Origin of the sequence: Neisseria sp. P0018.S001, from assembly GCF_051957355.1 — a bacterium.
Lineage (GTDB): Bacteria > Pseudomonadota > Gammaproteobacteria > Burkholderiales > Neisseriaceae > Neisseria > Neisseria subflava_A.
The window spans coordinates 44,127-61,129 of sequence record NZ_JBQCWN010000001.1 but is presented as its reverse complement, the minus strand read 5'-3'; the positions used below and the strand labels follow the sequence as shown (position 1 = coordinate 61,129).

General features: G+C 47.8%; 16 protein-coding genes. 3 read left to right on the top strand and 13 right to left on the bottom strand.

The window, feature by feature from the left end:
* The first annotated feature begins 9 nt into the window (after positions 1 to 9).
* On the top strand, positions 10 to 828 hold the full coding sequence (gene cysE / locus ACTHTJ_RS00265) for a serine O-acetyltransferase (protein ID WP_440360750.1): 819 nt from the start codon (positions 10 to 12) through the stop codon (positions 826 to 828).
* A gap of 74 nt (positions 829 to 902) precedes the next feature.
* Here cysE and ACTHTJ_RS00260 read toward each other — a convergent pair whose 3' ends face one another.
* Positions 903 to 1,493 carry a tyrosine-protein phosphatase gene (locus tag ACTHTJ_RS00260; protein WP_070583841.1) on the bottom strand — a complete coding sequence of 197 codons (591 nt, stop codon included), beginning with the start codon at positions 1,491 to 1,493 and terminating at the stop codon, positions 903 to 905.
* Positions 1,494 to 1,618: 125 nt separating this feature from the next.
* On the opposite strand from ACTHTJ_RS00260, the gene mnmC reads away from it, so the two are divergent.
* Complete coding sequence (gene mnmC, locus ACTHTJ_RS00255) at positions 1,619 to 3,229, top strand: FAD-dependent 5-carboxymethylaminomethyl-2-thiouridine(34) oxidoreductase MnmC (protein ID WP_070583840.1); 1,611 nt, start codon at positions 1,619 to 1,621, stop codon at positions 3,227 to 3,229.
* Between the two features lie 115 nt (positions 3,230 to 3,344).
* On the opposite strand, the gene ACTHTJ_RS00250 is transcribed toward mnmC, so the two are convergent.
* The 11 genes from ACTHTJ_RS00250 to ACTHTJ_RS00200 all read right to left on the bottom strand — a co-directional run bounded on the left by ACTHTJ_RS00250 (position 3,345) and on the right by ACTHTJ_RS00200 (position 13,982).
* Positions 3,345 to 4,292, bottom strand: coding sequence for an IS110 family transposase (locus ACTHTJ_RS00250; RefSeq protein ID WP_070583839.1), 948 nt, complete (start codon positions 4,290 to 4,292; stop codon positions 3,345 to 3,347).
* Between the two features lie 545 nt (positions 4,293 to 4,837).
* Entirely contained in the window at positions 4,838 to 6,013 is a 1,176-nt protein-coding gene (locus ACTHTJ_RS00245) for a zonular occludens toxin domain-containing protein (protein ID WP_070583838.1), read from the bottom strand.
* 9 nt (positions 6,014 to 6,022) lie between these two features.
* Positions 6,023 to 6,304: a DUF2523 family protein gene (locus ACTHTJ_RS00240; RefSeq protein ID WP_070583837.1), complete on the bottom strand. Its 282-nt coding sequence runs from the start codon at positions 6,302 to 6,304 to the stop codon at positions 6,023 to 6,025.
* A gap of 1 nt (position 6,305) precedes the next feature.
* On the bottom strand, positions 6,306 to 8,096 hold the full coding sequence (locus ACTHTJ_RS00235; RefSeq protein WP_070583836.1) for a virulence factor TspB C-terminal domain-related protein: 1,791 nt from the start codon (positions 8,094 to 8,096) through the stop codon (positions 6,306 to 6,308).
* Positions 8,086 to 8,388 carry a hypothetical protein gene (locus ACTHTJ_RS00230; RefSeq protein ID WP_070583835.1) on the bottom strand — a complete coding sequence of 101 codons (303 nt, stop codon included), beginning with the start codon at positions 8,386 to 8,388 and terminating at the stop codon, positions 8,086 to 8,088. Before ACTHTJ_RS00230 ends, ACTHTJ_RS00235 begins: the two co-directional genes overlap by 11 nt.
* Positions 8,389 to 8,396: 8 nt before the next feature.
* On the bottom strand, positions 8,397 to 8,618 hold the full coding sequence (locus ACTHTJ_RS00225; protein ID WP_070583834.1) for a hypothetical protein: 222 nt from the start codon (positions 8,616 to 8,618) through the stop codon (positions 8,397 to 8,399).
* An 87-nt stretch (positions 8,619 to 8,705) separates the two neighbouring features.
* Positions 8,706 to 8,975, bottom strand: a complete 270-nt coding sequence (locus tag ACTHTJ_RS00220) for a hypothetical protein (protein ID WP_070583833.1) — start codon at positions 8,973 to 8,975, stop codon at positions 8,706 to 8,708.
* A 159-nt stretch (positions 8,976 to 9,134) separates the two neighbouring features.
* A complete protein-coding gene (locus ACTHTJ_RS00215; protein ID WP_070583832.1) occupies positions 9,135 to 10,028 on the bottom strand; it encodes a rolling circle replication-associated protein in 894 nt (297 codons plus the stop codon).
* On the bottom strand, positions 10,025 to 10,243 hold the full coding sequence (locus tag ACTHTJ_RS00210; protein ID WP_070583831.1) for a hypothetical protein: 219 nt from the start codon (positions 10,241 to 10,243) through the stop codon (positions 10,025 to 10,027). The genes ACTHTJ_RS00215 and ACTHTJ_RS00210 overlap by 4 nt, the downstream gene beginning before the upstream one ends.
* A 274-nt stretch (positions 10,244 to 10,517) precedes the next feature.
* A complete protein-coding gene (locus ACTHTJ_RS00205) occupies positions 10,518 to 12,755 on the bottom strand; it encodes a TonB-dependent hemoglobin/transferrin/lactoferrin family receptor (RefSeq protein ID WP_440361031.1) in 2,238 nt (745 codons plus the stop codon).
* A gap of 234 nt (positions 12,756 to 12,989) precedes the next feature.
* Positions 12,990 to 13,982: a Slam-dependent surface lipoprotein gene (locus ACTHTJ_RS00200; protein WP_070583829.1), complete on the bottom strand. Its 993-nt coding sequence runs from the start codon at positions 13,980 to 13,982 to the stop codon at positions 12,990 to 12,992.
* Between the two features lie 367 nt (positions 13,983 to 14,349).
* On the opposite strand from ACTHTJ_RS00200, the gene ACTHTJ_RS00195 reads away from it, so the two are divergent.
* Positions 14,350 to 15,891: a surface lipoprotein assembly modifier gene (locus tag ACTHTJ_RS00195; RefSeq protein ID WP_070583828.1), complete on the top strand. Its 1,542-nt coding sequence runs from the start codon at positions 14,350 to 14,352 to the stop codon at positions 15,889 to 15,891.
* A gap of 120 nt (positions 15,892 to 16,011) precedes the next feature.
* Here ACTHTJ_RS00195 and ACTHTJ_RS00190 read toward each other — a convergent pair whose 3' ends face one another.
* Positions 16,012 to 16,635, bottom strand: coding sequence for a biliverdin-producing heme oxygenase (locus ACTHTJ_RS00190; RefSeq protein ID WP_070461963.1), 624 nt, complete (start codon positions 16,633 to 16,635; stop codon positions 16,012 to 16,014).
* Positions 16,636 to 17,003: the final 368 nt, after the last annotated feature.

The following is a 17,003-nucleotide window of genomic DNA, read 5'->3' as shown; positions in this document are numbered from 1 at the left end:
GCCTCAAACATGAAAAAAGACCATTTGAATTCAACCGATTTTAATCTGTGGCACACCATCCGCGAAGAAACCGAAGCGGCCGCTGCGGCCGAACCGATGCTGGCGAGTTTCCTGCATCAAACCGTGTTGCGCCACGATTCGCTCGATTCGGTACTTGCCTACCATCTTTCCAGCAAACTCGGCAGCCCGATTATGGATGTGCGCGCGCTGTTTGAAATCTATCAGCAGGCTTTGAGCGTGGACACCCGTATCAGCAAATGTGTCGAGGCCGACTTGAAAGCCATTTATGAACGCGATCCGGCTTGTGACGAATATTCGCTGCCGCTGTTGTATTTCAAAGGCTTCCACGCCGTACAGGCACACCGTATCAACCACTGGCTCTATCAAAACGGCCGTAAAACGCTGGCGTATTTCCTGCAAAACCGCATGTCGGAAGTCTTCGGTGTCGATATCCACCCAGCCGCCCGTTTCGGTCACGGTTTGATGCTCGACCATGCCACCGGTTTTGTGGCCGGTGAAACCGCCGTCTTGGGCAACAATATTTCCATCCTCCACGGCGTAACGCTGGGCGGTTCGGGCAAAGAAAGCGGCGACCGCCACCCGAAAATCGGCAATAGCGTGATGATTGGTGCGAACGCTTCGATTTTGGGCAACATCCGCATCGGCGAAAATGCCAAAATCGGCGCAGGCAGCGTGGTGGTTGCCGACGTACCGTCTTCGATTACCGTTGTCGGCGTACCGGCCAAACCGGTCGGCCGCTCTTCCAAAACTCCGTCTGCCGATATGGATCAAAGCATTCAATTATCATCTACGGATTTTGTGATTTAAGCAATCTGCCATTAAAAAAGGCCGTCTGAAAGATTTGTTCTTTCAGACGGCCTTTTATGATTTAAATCTTGGTGTTAACCGCGTTTGCGCAAGACTTCCAAGTGCGTTTTAACCTGCTTGACTTTCTCTTCGGTAAACAGCTTGGCAATATTTTTCCAAATGCTGTGATAACCGTAAGGCCCATGTTGCATTTCGGCTTTTGCCTCTTCTACCGACCAGCCTTGATAGATGATGCGGTACATTCCGGCAATCAAACCAGTACGGTCTGCACCGTGATAACAGTGGATAAGCACTGCGCCGTTTTGCTGTTGTTTTTCAATCAAGTATAGGATTTCCGCAATCTCTTTCGGCTTAATGCTCCATGACAGCAACGGACGGTTTAGCAAGGTCAAACCATGCGCTTTCAAATGGTCGTCATCGTTGCGGTCGAAAAAGCGCAAGTTGATCACGCTTTGAATGCCCAGTTTGACGATGGCTTCCCCATCTTCGGCAACAGGCTGCTCGCTGCGGTAAAGCTTGTCGTCAATACGATAAAGGTTGGCATCGTGTTTGACGGGGGTTGCCCAGCGTTCGGACTGAGCGGCTTTGCTGCCGTTATCCGGCGGCGCGGACGAGCAAGCGATGGGCAAGCCGGAAGCGAGAAGGCACAATAAAAGACGGCGCATAAAATTCCTGTATGAAAATCAATTGAAAATCAAAATATCATGCGATTCTATCAAAACCCGTTCGGATATTCTATCCGCGCAAACCGCGTTACAATAAAGCCTCTTTTTTCAGACGGCCTTTCATCATGACCTGCCTTGCTTGGAACACCACGCCTTCCCTTGCTACCCTTTGCCGCGCGATCGAACAACATACCGCGCCGCTTTATTTGATTGTCTGTCTGCCTGAAAACCATATTCCCGATTTTCCGCTGTCCAATCATCCCTCCGAGCTTGAAGGCCGTCTGAACAACCGTCTCGTTCAAGCCGTGAAATGTCTTCAGTTCAACAGCGTCAACGTTTTAGAAAACCTATTGCCTGATGTGCATCTCTGGCTGGTTCCACCACACCGCGCCGACCGCTTACACGAACATTTCCATCATATCGAATGGCAAACCGAAGCCATATCCCAAGCACACCCCTCTCCTCTGAAACCTTGGTTCAGACGGCCTGAACATCAAGCTGCGCCCGAACACGTACTGATTATCGGCGCAGGCATCGCCGGTGCAGCGACCGCACGCAAACTGGCAGAGCACGGCGTACGCGTTACAGTTTTGGAGGCAGGCAAAGCGGCGCAGGCAGGCAGCGGCAACCGCCAAGGCTTGCTCTACGCCAAAATCTCGCCACACGATACCGAACAAACCGAGCTGCTGCTGACAGGCTACGGCTACACGCGCCGATTGTTGGAAGACTTGCTGCCTGATTCCGACGTATGGGGCGGCGACGGCGTATTGCATTTGAATTTTGACGAAAGCGAACGCAAACGCAATCAAGCCTTGGGTTTGCAACACCAGCATAAACACCTCTACCGCAGCGTATCTGCCGAAGAGGCTGCGTCCATCGCAGGCATAGACGTATTTTCAGACGGCCTTTACTGGCCGCAAGGCGTATGGCTGAATCCACCCGCCGTCGTGCATACCTTATTGAATCATCCGCTGATTGAGTTGCACGAACACTCGCCGCTGACCGCCGTATCACATGACGGCACACAATGGACGGCACACACGCCAAACGCGCATTTCAACGCCAGCCATATCGTTTACTGCATGGGCGCGCACAGCCCGACTGCCGCCGACACCAACGTCTCCGCCCTGCCTTTCCGCCAAATCCGCGGACAAACCGGCGTTGTATCCGCCAGCCCGTTTTCACAAAAACTGCGTTGCGCCATTTCCGGCGAAAGCTACATCAGCCCGAGCTGGCAAGGCCGCCACTGCTACGGCGCGACATTTGTGCTCAACAGCAACGATGAAACTTGGTATCCGCACGAAGAAGCCGAAAACCGTGCCGCCCTGCAACAGCTCAATCCGCCATTGGCACAATCCCTGTTTGAGCAAGATTCGTTTTCAGACGGCCTTCAAGACACACAAGGCCATGCCGCCCTGCGTTGCGACAGCCTCGACCACTTGCCCGTTGTCGGCGCACTCGGCGACATTGCCGCCATGCAGTCCGCCTATGCCAAGCTGGCATTGGACAAAAACTACCGCCTCGACAATATCCCCTGCCCTTACCTGCCCAATGCCTACATCAATACGGCACACGGCACGCGAGGCCTGGCGACAGCCCCCATCTGCGCCGCCGCCATTGCGGCCGAAATACTCGGCTTGCCGCACCCACTATCGCAAAGACTGAGAACCGCGCTACACCCCAACCGCGCCATCATCCGCGCGATTGTTCGGCAGTATCCGTTGTTGTCCGTTTAAAATTTTCGTTTTAAATAAAAAAGATAGTGTATTACACCGTCAACAACATTTACATATCTTAAAGATACACAAGGTCTACGCCCCGATTTTTCGGGGCGTTTTTTCATGCCGATGTCTAATTTCGGTATCGGGAACGGTCGTAATCTTTACCTGTTTTATACAGTTGGTAGGCAATAACGGCAAGTTTGCGCATGATGGCGACTATTATCAGCTTCGGGGGCTTCCCCCTCGCTTTGAGACGAGCTGTAAAGGCTGGAAATGCGTTCATACGGTAGGCGACAAGTGCGGGCATATATAGGGCTTTACGGGCGTTCTTTTGTCCCTGTTTGGATATTCGGGGCTTTCCTTTGACGCTTGTTCCCGAATCTTTGATTTTTGGATCTAAACCGAGATATGCGGCAAATTGGTTTTGATTGGCAAAGTCGTAGCGTGTGAGTTTGGCGAGCAGGACGGAAGCGGCAGATTCGCCTATACCGTCTATGGTTTTCAGGCGGTTCTTCTTTTCGTTGTATATTGGATTTTGGCGGTAGAAGTCTTTGAGTTCGTTTTGTACGGTTGTTATAAGTCTGTTCAGATGGTCTATGGTGGTCTGTATGTGATGGCGGATAGTATCGGGGGCGGTTTGGTGTTTGGTCTGCTCTGCGGCTCTCTGCTGCTTAAGGCGGGCTATATAGTCTGTAATGGCTTGGAGGTATTTTTGCTCTTCTGTCGGCGGCTGCCATTCTTTGGGCTGCATTCGTCGGCAGTATTCGGCTATCAGCCTCGCGTCCTGTCGGTCGGTCTTGGTTCGTGTCTGTTCGGCTTCTCTAAAGCCTTTTATCTTGCTTGGATTGACTATGCTTACGATGTGTTTCTGTCTTAAGTGGGCGGCTATGGCTTCGTGGTAGATTCCTGTCGCTTCGCAACAGCAATGCACCGTTTCAGTGGTGTACTCCTGTATCCAGTCGTCCAACCGTCTGAATCCGTCCTCTATGTTGTCAAACCTCCGTTCATAAAAAATGCTGTCTGAAATCAGACAGCAGTCTATGGTTTTCTTTGATACGTCTATCCCTAAGTAGTACATTGTTTTGCCTTATTTATTCAGGCTCGTAGCCTTGTATAGTGTTCAAACTTGTTATGTACGGAAGCCCGCGCTTCTATCTTTTTTCCAAGCTATGGCTTCGGTCGTGCTTCGGAAGTCGCGGGCTGCGGTTCGGGTCATGAATCCGAACCCCTGAAAGGGCGGTTTTCCCGCTCAGGGCTTGGAACTCTGCGTTTTGCCTTCGGTGACCCTCCGGGGGCGTTCGCCACGTGGCAGAGGGTGGGGTAAAAAACACACCCCACCCCTTGCGGGCAGCGTCTTTGGGTGGGTTAGCGTCAAGGGGTATCCAAAAAGATTTATAAAGGCAAAAAGCACGCCTTTACAAATCTTTCTGGACGTCCTCCCCCTGACTTGTGTTAGGGTGTTCTATTTGGCTACGTTATATCCATAATAAATAATTACTGCTGCTCCTATTAACGACATTATGCACATCGGCAGAACGAAATATTTAAAAAATCCTCGCCAGCCTTTACGCTCATAGGTCGTTGCCGCCCATATCCCTAAAAAAAACGCCAATCCCGCATTCATCAATTTACCTTTCCACCCACATTCGTCAGGGCTTTATCATTGTATCCGTCATACATCAGATTTTGCGGGGTTGCCCCGCCCATTGTCAAGACCTGCGGGGCGTCGGGAGTGTATGCGGTCTCAGTCGGTTTTACAGCTTCTGCCGTCTTCGTTTTGTAGGGATTAAATGGTAAACCGTCTTTGACGTAGTTCAGGCAGGTTTGTTTGCCGATGTCTTTAATCTTCGTGCCTTGGTCGGTGTAGCAGGTGCAGCGGTTCTCTGCTTTGATACAGGCGGCAGGCCAAGGCATGACTTTTACGGCTTTGTTCATGCCGTCGTATATCGGTGCGGTTTCGGGGCGTTCGGCGATACGAGGCTGATAGTCTTCTTCTGTCAGATGGGGCTTTGGCGGTTCTGACGGCGTTTGCACCTTTGCGGCTGCGTACTGCCCCGCTGCGCCGTCGTCCGCCGCGGGAGCGGCTGCCGCCTGCGCTTCGGGGCTTGCCGCTTGCGCGGCAACGTGTGCCTGTGCCGTTTGTCCCGCTGTTTCTATTGGTTTTTCCATATTTTTCCAAAAGGAAGCGAAATAATACAAACCTCCACCAAGCATGGCTATTGCGATGGGTATCAGGTACAGAACCTTGCTACGCTTGGTTCTGATTTTGGTGTGTTCTTCAGCGGACTTGTACAGCCCATACACGCTTTTATCAAGCCTATACACGCTGATTAGGGCTTCCCTGATGTTTGCCCTGCTTTCAGGGTCTTTTGCGCCGCCTGTCGTCCATTCGAGCTTACGGCGCAGTCCTAAATTAGTCTTGCCGAAATGGGTGTGGTGTTCTATCAGTCCGCGCAAATGGACGTCTATCAGACGGGGATGTTGAGTTATCAAGAGGAAATCAAGACCACGGTGTCTATGTGTTTCAAGTTCGGCGACGTAGTCAGGTACTTTCGAACCGCTAGGACGTGGGCGGAATATGCGTTGGCATTCGTCAACAACGATAATCGCGCCCGGCGGTGCCCACTTCGGCCATGTCTGAATGCTTTCTCCTTCTGGTATTTCTTCATGTGGTATTTTCAGGTCAAGAATGCCGTCTACATAAAGCGGACGATTCATAAAGTCTTTTTGCTTGGCAAGCATGGAAACGACTTTCAGGGTTTTGCCCGAACCCGGTACGCCTGTTAACAGATATAACATGTTTTCTTCCTATTTCGACTGAATGATGGTAGACAGTTTTTTAAAGCCTTTTATGGATATTACGAAGCTGAACGCACCAAATATCCAATTCAGAATGACACCGAATCCCGCTATATACAGTATTTGCAAGGCTTCGTCGGGGAAACCGCCGATACTACGGCTTATTTCGTTAATGAAATAATCCTGCAAAGCATTCAGTCCTGTTACTGAAATAAAACTTAAACCTACGGCGGTCAGTATGCGCCCTGCTACAGACATAAGAACGCCTGTTATCAATGAAGCCCAGTTCATTTCACAATTCCTTTACGGATTCATATACAAAATAGGCGCAGGTCAGCACGCATATAGCGATGAAGATGGGGCGCAGTTTGCGTGCCAAGTCGCACAACGGGTCATAGCTGAACTCTACCTGTCCCAATGCACCGAAGTCTACGGAGCGGGGAGCGGGACACTTCCCGTCAGACTGGAATACGTCCAAAGGCTTGAAATTCAGGTCTATGGTCTGTTCAGGTAGTTGGATGTCTTCACCACTCGGCATACATTGCGCAGCATTCGGGTTTTTCTGACAAAAATCTTTTTCTTTGTCATTTTGATTCTGTTTATTTTGACTGTTCGACTCATTCGGTGTGTTTGGCGAATTCGGACTATTTGGTGCGTTTGGCGTGTCTGGACTCTCCTGTCTGCTCGGTGTTGTCTTTTCGGGCTTATTTGGTGCTTCTGGACTGTTTGGCTTTAAATCTGGACGTGGCACATAATCAACGCCCACAGTGCCATCTTGATTCATTTTGAATCTTGTTTGTTGTGGGGTGCTACTGCCTTCGGGTGTGTACGGCGCACTAAGCGCAGTATCAGGGCTGAATGTGCTTTGATCGGCAGATTGATTCATAACGCCCATTTTTGCCAGTTGGTTCATCAATTCTGCATGGTTTGTCTGATTGTTCTCAAGCATGCGTTTGAGGATGTCTAACATTTCTTTTTGTGTCAGCATAAAATCTTCGGCTTTTACTTCGCTTTGATTTTGTGCGAGTTTCTTTTTTTCTGCTTCTGGAACTGTACCTTCTTTATATGAATTGTAATAAACAATGACATATTTATCCGATGGAGTACTAACAGAAATTCTTGAAGGTGTTGCATTTGGAATGTCTATATCAACATGAGATACAAAACGACCTAAATATGCAGGAGAATTGTTCAAAGTATTACCTTCAGAACCATTGATATTGATTTCAGATTTAGAATAAAAAACATAATTTTGATAACTACTATCTATCTTTACTATCAGTTGATATTTAATCATTCCATTCTTTTTTGCTTCTTCGTCTTTCTTCTGTTCTTCTTTCTTCTGTTGGTCTTTTTGTTGCGCTTTTTGTGCTGCTTCGGCTGCTTTTTTAGCTGCTGCGTTTGCTACTGCTTTTTGATAGTTGCCTTGTGCTTCTGCTTCGCGTTGGGCTTGTGCTGCTTTCTGAATCGCATTAGATATTTGTTCTTGTGATGCCCCATCTCTTAATCCTGTTTTGTCTAAAAAAGAATTAATACCTGACCCGAGTCCAGTAATATCTAGTTTAGATAAACCTGTCAGAATTGCACCGACACCATTACGCGCAGCCATAGCCCAATCGCCATTTTTTATGTCTCTATATGTCCAAGCTGCATAATCAGAACCAATAGCCCCACCCATAGCAGTAGCACCGGCCAATGTCCCACCCAATACAGTTTCAACTTTACCAACGTTCACCCGTTGATTAACATTTGTGTTCATCGTGCCAGTTTCGCCATATCGGCCTGTAACCGTTACAGTTTTGCCTTGGCTACCATTAATATTTCCGCCATTTTTAGTTACTGTCGGTTTGCCGTTGTTCTGTACATCAACTTTCCAAATGCCTGTTTTTGGATCGTAGCCACGACGTTGCAGGGCTTGGTCACTTGGGAAACCTGCGTTTTGATGTTGTGCCGGCGGGGGCAATCCTACTTCTGCCCATGCCTGCCCTACGACCAAGAGCGAGCCAAGACATACAGAAAGACGGCTAATGTTATGGGCTTTACAATACCCAATAAAAATGCTGATTCGGGTGTCATTCTTCATTTCTTTCTCTCTGCCATAAAACCAGTTTCACAATAACGACAACTGCAAAAAGTGAAATCATTGCAAACATCATCTGTGTGCCGATTTGTTCGCCGAGACGGTAATATTTCATGCTGTCGCACTGCGGAAACTGAAGTTTTACGGTCTGTTCGTTATAAGTCCAAGTCTGCCCGTTAAAAACGAGGTGATGCAGCACCCCGTCTTTGTCTACGGTCGGTACGACTTGGGTCATCACTTCGTTTGTTGCCTGCTCTGCCGTTTCATGACAGATTCGACCGACCTGATAACCCATGTTGCACCTTATGCGGAACGTTTCACAGCGGATTTGATAACACTGATTGAAACGGCGGCAACGGCGAGGGCAATCGCTACAGCACCGACGGAAATAATGCCTGTTTTCAACGCGCCCAATTCGGTTTTAGCGGCATCAACCAGGCCGTTATCATCGGCAAATGCCAATACTGGCAATGCTGCAACGGTTACAAATGCGGCTGCTTGTTGAAATTTGGTTTTGATACTCATGATGTTTTCCTTTATGGAGTTAAAAAAATGGTTATGGCGGTGTTTCGGGGTCAAGTCAGGGGACACCGCCGAACCCCTGAAACTGGTTTATGATTCGTCAGAATAGTAGATGTTGTCTTTAAATGCACGAGGAAACACTTGCATGGAGACGATTTGCTGTGGCTTGTAGCCTTCATACTTTTCAGGGTGTTTTGTGCGAACTTCGCAAAGGCGGGTTTCCGTGTCTGAACGGATAATCAGACCGACATAGTGAGTCTTGCTGAATGTGCCGTCTTGGTTTTTGCGTTCACGTGTGAACATTCGATCAAAAGAGGCGATAACAAACATACCTTGTCGGCGTTCTGTTTCTTGTGTCATGTTTTTTCCTTTCTTTAAGGTCTGGGTTACTGGTATTCAACGGTTCGGGGGCGGGACGGGAGGGGCGCTCACACACGGCTTGCGCCGTTCGCCTTACTTCGTAAGTGCGGTTTCGCGCCCATCCCGCCCCCGAACCAAAATCAACGGTTACGGGTTTCGCTACATATTGATGATGGTTTCTCGGTTTTTAAATGCCCATTTCGGGCTTAGGACAGAGGCTAAGACGGTGTTGTAATTGTCTTGGGTAATTCTGGGCAGGGCTGCGCGGTGTTTCCATTTGGCCACGAGGTTCAGATAGCTTTCTACCTGCTCAACCCACTTTTTTAGCTTGCGTCTCCACTCTTTCGAACCTTTGGACACAAAAGCAAAATTGCTGTTTGCCACTTTCCAAACGGATTTTTTATCCATGCTGGTACGCACGAGCCTATAACCTTTGTCTTCTGGCAGGCGGATGTTGATGTGTTTGCTGATGTATTTGGATACGTATCGCGCCAAGCCTTTGCTGTTGGTTTTGACCGGCAACAGTTCAGTACGGCCAAAGCCGTATTTGTGGACGTTTTCGCGGAGCAATGCCCACAGTTGGCGCAATGTGGGATTGGCCGAGCTGTATCTGCCTGCAGCGATTTCGCGGAAATTCAGGCCGCGCCGTATATCGACACGAATATTTACGATTAAGTGGAAATGGATACGGCCTTTCTTCGTGCGCTCGTATACGCAGACGTATTCGGGGAAATGGCGTTTTAGAAAGTTGGTTCTTAAGCTATGGAAACGACGTTGCGCTTCTTTCGGGTCGGTTACGTCATCGGCAAAAGTCAGGATTAGAAAGCCGACTTTGTTCAGGCCAAAGGCTTCGATGAACGCTTTGACGTTCATTTCTAGGGCGGTAGTGGATTTTTTGTAAGAAGTTGAAAACTCGTTCAGCGTGTCCGCTTTACGGTTTTCATACTGACTTGGCAACTGCTTGATTTCGCCGCTGTTTGCGGTCTCAATGCAGTTGTTACTATTAAGACAAGGAAGAGCGCGTTCCGCGCTGCGCGAAGCGGAACGGTTCATGATTGCACCTCCGCCATCAGTGCGGATACGCTTAATTGACCGTATAAATCGGCTTCGCCGTAAGTGATTTGGGGATTGTTGGGATTGCGGATAGAAAAAGCTTTTGTTTCCAAGCAATCAAGCGTTCCGCAGGTCTCAGAAAACAGGCGGAAGATGTAGGCAACGGGATTTTTTTCGGGTTGCGGTGTAATTGTGTAGTAGGCAAATTTTGACATTTCAGACCCATTGAAAAGTCGGCTAATCGGAACTTGTCAAGGGGTTTTGTTTGTAATTTACACTCCCTTAACGGAGTGCAATATATAAGGCCGTCTGAAAGTCATCAAAACTTTCAGACGGCCTTTAGCTATCCGTTAACTGCTTAGAATTTCCATTCCAAAGACACGGCATAGTTGCGACCTGGGGCACGGTAGCGACTAAGCCTTTGCCATCGCGGTCAACGCCGTTGGTGGTGCTGTAGCTTTACCAACCTTCCTTTCTGTTCTAATTACCTTAGAACTTGGCTTCAAGCGTGAAGTTGTAGCTTCTGCCGGGGGAGGTGAAGCGTTCTATACCGGCATGGGTTTTGTTGTCAACGCGGTTGACTGTACCAAATTCGCGGATGCTGCGCAGCGATTCCCAAGTATAGTATTTTTTGTTGCCGATGTTGTACGCACCGGCGCGCAGGGTGAAGTATTTGCCCAAGTTGACGTAGCCTGTCAGGTCGAAAAGCGTATAGGCTTTGCTGTGCTTGGCAAATGGCCATGGGTTGTTCAAATCATCACTGCTGTGAACGGTGTCAGACGGTTTTTTAGCTGCGGTGTGTGTCAGGTACGCATTGATACCCCAGCGTTTGGAGGGAGCATCGTAGCCCAAATTGTAAACGGCAGACCACGGGGAAAGGGCGTTAATCGGGATTTCCTGTCCGTTGGTTTGTTTGGCTTTGCCTTTGATGTAGCTGACATTAACACCTGCGTGCGTGCCTTGCGGCAAACCGATGCTGTCAAGGTTCCATGTGCCGTTAAATTCCAAACCTTTCACCCATGCGGAGGAACGGTTTTGGTTTTGCCAAACGGGTGAGCTGACCAATGCGGTACCGTCGGAAATCGGTGCATAATTAGGGCTGTTGGGGTTGTCTGAGGACACGCCCATGTAGGTCAGTTCGATAAAGTTGCGGTAGCGGGTTTGGAAGCCGGAGAGTTTAAAGTTTCCGGCTTTGCCACTGCCGGCAAGTCCCAGCTCGAAGTTTTTGGCGGTTTCTGCCTTAAGGTTAGGGTTTGCTTTAAGGTAGAAGTCAGGATGCGGGAACAATAGCCAGGTTTCGTCCGAAGTCGGCGCGCGGAAGCCTGTACTGTATTTCGCCAGAAGATTCAAATGTGGAGTAAATTTCCAGTCTAATCCTAAGCCGTAGCTGAAACCGCTGTGTTTACGCTCGCTGCCAAGATAGGGGATTTGACCGCGGATGGCAGGGGTATAGTTGGGGTTGTCCTTGGCTTTGCTGCTGCTGTTGTCGTAGCGAAGCCCGGCATTGAGGCGGTATTGGCTGCTGTCGCCGAATTGGAAGGTGTTGTTCCAGTAGGCAAAACGGTTTTTGGAGGAGCTTTCGACCAGCATAGTCAATTCTTGGTTGTTGGACGTTTGATATTTCGGGTCGTATAGGCGTACCCAATAGCTATGATCTCTATTGCCGTTGTCGTTTTGGGAACCACCCAATCCGTATTGCATTGCCCATACCAATTTGGAAAAGTCGATTTGTTTTTCGGCATCGGCACCAAATTGGGTATTTTTTTGACGGATGTTGCGAAACATATGGTACACGTCGCTGTTCACACCGCTGCGATTATAATCCGTCGGCAAATCCCAGGTCCAAGTGCTCATGTCGATGGTTTGACGGTCGTAACGTAGGTTAAGACTGTCCCATGGACCTTTGTCAAGTTGGTTTTTGTATTCGAAACCGATGCGTTTGCGGTAGGAAATATCTTGACGGGAACGGGTATCGCCCAGTGCCTCGCCTTTCCAGTTTGCCGCCCACATATTAGATAATTCGGTCGTCGTGCGGTCGGTGCGTGAATCTTCGTAAATCCAGCCGATACGGTTTTGATCGTTGAAGTTGTAACCCAGCTTGAACAGGGTGCTTATGTTTTCCCAATTTTGAGGGTCAGGTTTGCTGCGCGCTATGCCGCGGCTGCCGTAGTTGGTACTGCCGGCATTCGGACTCCAGCTTTGTTTGTTGTCGGTGATGACGGTATCGGCAGCGTCGCTGTTGTTTTTGGTTTCTTTACCGAAACGGCGGGTGTAGACCATCAATGCGTCCAGACCCAACCAGGTTCCCGCGGCGGTTATGCTGCTGAATTTTTGGCTGTTGCGTCCGATATAGCCGCCTTTAATGCCTAAGTGGTAGGGTTTTTCTTCGGAAACATAGTCGCTTGCGGATTTGGTTTTATAGTTGACGGCACCACCCAATGCACCGCTGCCGGATTTGAGCGAGTCCGCGCCTTTGGTCATGGTTACTTCCGAGAAATTTTCAGGTTCGGAAGTGTTGCGGTTTGCATTGAAGTTGCCGTATGCACCGAACAACTCTTGGAATGCTTCAGACGACCTGCTTTCTGCTTGTGCCAGTCCGTCCACGTTGATGGCAACGCGGTCTTTATCGACACCGCGTATGGTAAAACCGTTAGAACCTGAGCGTCCGCCTTCAACGACGCTGATGCCTGGATCGTAACGCACCAAGTCGCTTTCATCGGAGACCATTTGTTTATCCAAAGCCTGACGGCGGATTTTCTCTTCACCGAGTTTTTGTACTTTGCGGCCGCCAATGACTTTGACTTCATTCAACTCCTGATAAGCTTGAGGAATAGGATCGGCCGCTAAGGCAGGGAAAGTTTGGCTGACAATAGCTGCCAGCAGTACAGGTTTAAAATGGAAGGACATTTTTTGCCTCTTAATATATATTGATTATCTATTATTGGAATACTTGATGTGCAGTTACTTGCTGACAGGTGTCAAACTTGTATCCGTCGTATTGCGGTCGTCATCATTCTTTACGCCGCCGAACACGGTATCCAACGATTTATCGGCATTAAAGGTAACTTTACCGCCTATACTGACTTCTGTTTTATCGCCGTTAAATTGACCAAAAAATTTCCCTTCGACTTTGCCGTTTTTACCATCGGATTCGGCAGTGCCTGAGAAATCAACGCCGTTGATGCCTACATCTTTCATCACAACGTCCGGACCGTAATCCGCATTACCTAAAATCGTGCCGCCGAGTTTGTTGGTGTTGAAATTAGCTGTCAGCAGTGAAAGTTTGGGAGCGATTTTTTCAGAGGCCCCATAGGATTTTTTGGGCTCGTAGGTAGAGGTAACGATATTGCCGTTGCGGACGCGAACCGCCCAAACTTCGTATGTAGTTTTGCCTTTTGCCACAGTACTGTCAGACGGAGTGTAATAAGACGGTTTTGCCGTTCCGACAGGTTTGCCGCCGACAAACAGGTCTGCCGTACCGTCTGAACTTATCCATGCGCCAAATTTAAGGTGATCATGTTTGGTTGCAGGGGCATTGGTGAACTGTCCCGAACTACTGCAACAGACAAACAGTTTGCCACCTTCAGATAAAGGTTGTCCTTCATGGCGGGTACGAAGGGCATAAGATGGGCTGGAATATGATGGGACAATCGGATCAGAATATGAACTAATGTTGTAATAGTTACCAGAAGGGGTTTGATAGACATATTGTTTATCGGTATAGCTGCCCCATGATGTTTTCACTTCGAGCTCCGCTTCATGCAGGCTGCCACCTTTTCCGGAAAGGGTATTGATGGTCTGTATCGCACTGCTTTCATCGCTCAACTTAACATTGGCGATAGGTTGCGCTGTCGGAATAGCAACGGGAACTTTGGGCTCAGATGCACCTCCACCTGCACATGCAGTCAAAATAAAGGTAGTTGCAATAGGCACTATAAATACATTAATTTTCATAACCAATCTCTCTAAAATACAAGCTTCTCAGATACAATAATGATAAGTATTACTAATAATATGCAATATTGTGTAACAAATATTTTATTTTAGCAATACCAATATTTTTTATATCAGTAGTTAGGGTGAATCTTTATGCCATCCTCTCTCTGTTAAATATATTTACGCAATTTATAATCCTATAAAAATAAATAAGTTATATTTATTTCGTAAATTTGCCGTTATAATGATAAATCTAAATACGAATCTGTATTTTTTATGCAAAAATAAAATCACCTGAGATGTTTCAGGCAGTTTTATGATAAGAGCAAATCCCTTATTAGAAACGATTTGCCCTCAGATATACATATATTTCGGATGACTTTAAATGCTAAAAATAAAACAAAAAATTGTCTCAGCTTCTTTGTGCTACCTATTGCCGTCAGCAGCCTTTGCTGAATTTCCCGAAGAGGGTGTTCGGCAGAATATTTCTTCTCAGAATACTGCTGTACAAGTACAACAGAAACAATGGTTAGATATTCTATCTGAGGAGGAAAGGTCGCCTGAAAAGAATGAGAATATAGGCAGACCAACTCTGGTTAATGATGATTTTTTAGCGGCAAACCCGCATATTCTTGAAGACGCACTGGTTCAAGCACTTAACGGCAATAGCGCAGACCTGGTTTCCTCGCTTGTCGCCCTTTACCGTAAACAGCCCAACCACAATCCCAAACTGATTGCGCGTGCCGATGCTTTGCTGGCAAAGCTGAAAGGACGGATTTCCGAAGCGGTCGAACGTTATCGTACCCTTTATGAATCTGACGTTTCAGACGACCGCATATTGTTGGATTTGGCAGCAGCAGAGTTTCAGGACCATCGCTTGGGTGAGGCAACGATGCATTTTCGTCATGCCGCGCAACGCGATATACCTGCCCCTGTTTTGGAAAATGTCAAACGTTTTCAAGAAGCCGTCAAACGGCAGACAGAATGGAAATGGTCTGGTGGAATCAGCCCCGTGCATAACGATAATGCCAACAACGCTGCTCCGCGTTATTGCATCGAAACAAGGGGGCAAACCGCATGCAGTGTTACCTTACCTGTCAGTGCCAACGGCTTGAATTACGAATTGAACACTGAAAAACTCACCCCATTGCATGGGCATCACGCTATCAAATTCCGCACCAACCTCAGCGGCACAAGCTATTTTTTCGACCGTCAATCGGCTTACGACGATGCGTTCGGCAGGGCTTATTTGGGATGGCAGCGCAAGGATGGCAAACAAACCATCAGCGTTTTACCGTTTTATCAGGCACAGTTGGCAGGCAGCAGCGAGTTTGACAGCAAAAAAGAAAATAACCGTCGCGCCGCGCCGTATATGCTGGCACACGGTGTTGGCGTACAGCTTTCACATATGGTCAATCTCGGTAACGCAACACAACTTTATCACTCACTGGAGCGCTACCGCCAAAACTATCGGGAAACTGATCGTGCACTGCGCAACGATGGTTGGCACGACAGTACTTATCTTTCCCTAGCGCGCCGTTTTGGCAGTACGACCCTGTTCGGCGGTTGGCAATACAACCGCTTTGTTCCTGAAAACAAAAACATACGTAATACCGTCAACAATGCAGCCTACCACCGCAACGGTTTCAATATAGGTTGGATACAGCAATGGCAGGTTTTAGGTGGGCTTAACAGCAGACTTACCGCTTCATTTGCCAACCGTCGCTATAAAGGCATTATGGCATTCGGTACGGAGCCGCAACGCAATCGGGAGCGCGCGCTCTCTATCAATCTTAGTCACAACAAATTATCTTATAAAGGCATTACCCCTACTTTGAATTATAGTTATAGTCACAACCGTAGCAATGCACCCTATGCAATGCGTAATATTCATCAATGGTCATTAGGTGGTGAATGGAATTTTTAAAAGAGAATCAAATCTGAGTAGGTATAAGACAGCAACCCGTTCAAACAAAACTTTGTAGTGTAATTAAAGGTCTCTGCAAACATCTACGCCGAGACCTTGTCTGTTTGATTTAATTATTTTTTAGAGTCTGTGCGGCGTCATACCTTCAGGCGCTTCCGCACCTTCCGGCAAACCGAAAGTTTCGCGCAAAATCACTTTATAGAAGGCAAACGCTTCGCACGCACCTTGAATGGCTTCCGCCTCGGCTTCGGGAGTCAAGTTCAAAGCGTTCAGATGCTCGACAAAAGCGCGCCAGTGTTTGCCGCGTCCGTTCGGATGAGGAGCCAGGTGGCGTGCGCCGAATTCGCCGGTGTATTCGAGTTTTTGAGCGTGTTTGAACAAGAATGCCGCGCCCAAATTAGAACCTTCGGCGCAATACAGCCAGCCGATGGCTTTATTACCGGTTTCGTGTGGCAATTCTTTGTCAAATTTGTAAGGCTCTTCGCCCAAGTCTTTCAAGTCTTGAGTCACGGCATCGTAACGCGCCATGTATTCAAGCTCTGGAATGGCTTTGTTCAATTCGGCATCTTTATAGATGTGGTCGACGGCCTTATGGAAAACAGATTGAAGTTTCAAGAATTTGATGTAGTTTTCTTTGCTGGAAAAAGGTTGAACGGACATAACCAAGTTATCAACGCTGTCGTGTGTAACTGTGGTTTGCTCTTTTAAGCGTTTGGCGAAAGTCAGCTCTTGTGTTTCACTCATGATGTTTACTTTGAATTAAGAGACTAATAGTTTCAGATGGTTTCAGACGGCCTTTATGGTTAAAAATCCGTCTAATTTGAAAAGAATCGTTTTAAAAACAAAGAAGATAATTTTTAGCCTACTTCAGGTTCGTTGACCGCGTACCTTCCACAAATCTACAAGGATTATCGTGTTTTTAAATATTGAGAATATATCTTATTTTTATCCTAATGGAAATAAACCAAACTAAGACCTATTAATAAAATTTAACGGTCCATAGCAATAAACTTCTGAAGTCTTTTCAAACTTTTCAGACGGCCCAAACCTTATTAAGCAGCCGCCATTCAATCAAATATCGACCTAAATTTGGGCTATCCTTCTGTTTTCCT

Coding starts and splice junctions, on each gene's coding strand:
- cysE (WP_440360750.1), top strand. CDS start 10: ATGAAAAAAGACCATTTGAATTCAACCGATTTTAATCTGTGGCACACC.
- ACTHTJ_RS00260 (WP_070583841.1), bottom strand. CDS start 1,493: ATGCGCCGTCTTTTATTGTGCCTTCTCGCTTCCGGCTTGCCCATCGCT.
- mnmC (WP_070583840.1), top strand. CDS start 1,619: ATGACCTGCCTTGCTTGGAACACCACGCCTTCCCTTGCTACCCTTTGC.
- ACTHTJ_RS00250 (WP_070583839.1), bottom strand. CDS start 4,292: ATGTACTACTTAGGGATAGACGTATCAAAGAAAACCATAGACTGCTGT.
- ACTHTJ_RS00245 (WP_070583838.1), bottom strand. CDS start 6,013: ATGTTATATCTGTTAACAGGCGTACCGGGTTCGGGCAAAACCCTGAAA.
- ACTHTJ_RS00240 (WP_070583837.1), bottom strand. CDS start 6,304: ATGAACTGGGCTTCATTGATAACAGGCGTTCTTATGTCTGTAGCAGGG.
- ACTHTJ_RS00235 (WP_070583836.1), bottom strand. CDS start 8,096: ATGAAGAATGACACCCGAATCAGCATTTTTATTGGGTATTGTAAAGCC.
- ACTHTJ_RS00230 (WP_070583835.1), bottom strand. CDS start 8,388: ATGGGTTATCAGGTCGGTCGAATCTGTCATGAAACGGCAGAGCAGGCA.
- ACTHTJ_RS00225 (WP_070583834.1), bottom strand. CDS start 8,618: ATGAGTATCAAAACCAAATTTCAACAAGCAGCCGCATTTGTAACCGTT.
- ACTHTJ_RS00220 (WP_070583833.1), bottom strand. CDS start 8,975: ATGACACAAGAAACAGAACGCCGACAAGGTATGTTTGTTATCGCCTCT.
- ACTHTJ_RS00215 (WP_070583832.1), bottom strand. CDS start 10,028: ATGAACCGTTCCGCTTCGCGCAGCGCGGAACGCGCTCTTCCTTGTCTT.
- ACTHTJ_RS00210 (WP_070583831.1), bottom strand. CDS start 10,243: ATGTCAAAATTTGCCTACTACACAATTACACCGCAACCCGAAAAAAAT.
- ACTHTJ_RS00205 (WP_440361031.1), bottom strand. CDS start 12,755: ATGGTCTCCGATGAAAGCGACTTGGTGCGTTACGATCCAGGCATCAGC.
- ACTHTJ_RS00200 (WP_070583829.1), bottom strand. CDS start 13,982: ATGAAAATTAATGTATTTATAGTGCCTATTGCAACTACCTTTATTTTG.
- ACTHTJ_RS00195 (WP_070583828.1), top strand. CDS start 14,350: ATGCTAAAAATAAAACAAAAAATTGTCTCAGCTTCTTTGTGCTACCTA.
- ACTHTJ_RS00190 (WP_070461963.1), bottom strand. CDS start 16,635: ATGAGTGAAACACAAGAGCTGACTTTCGCCAAACGCTTAAAAGAGCAA.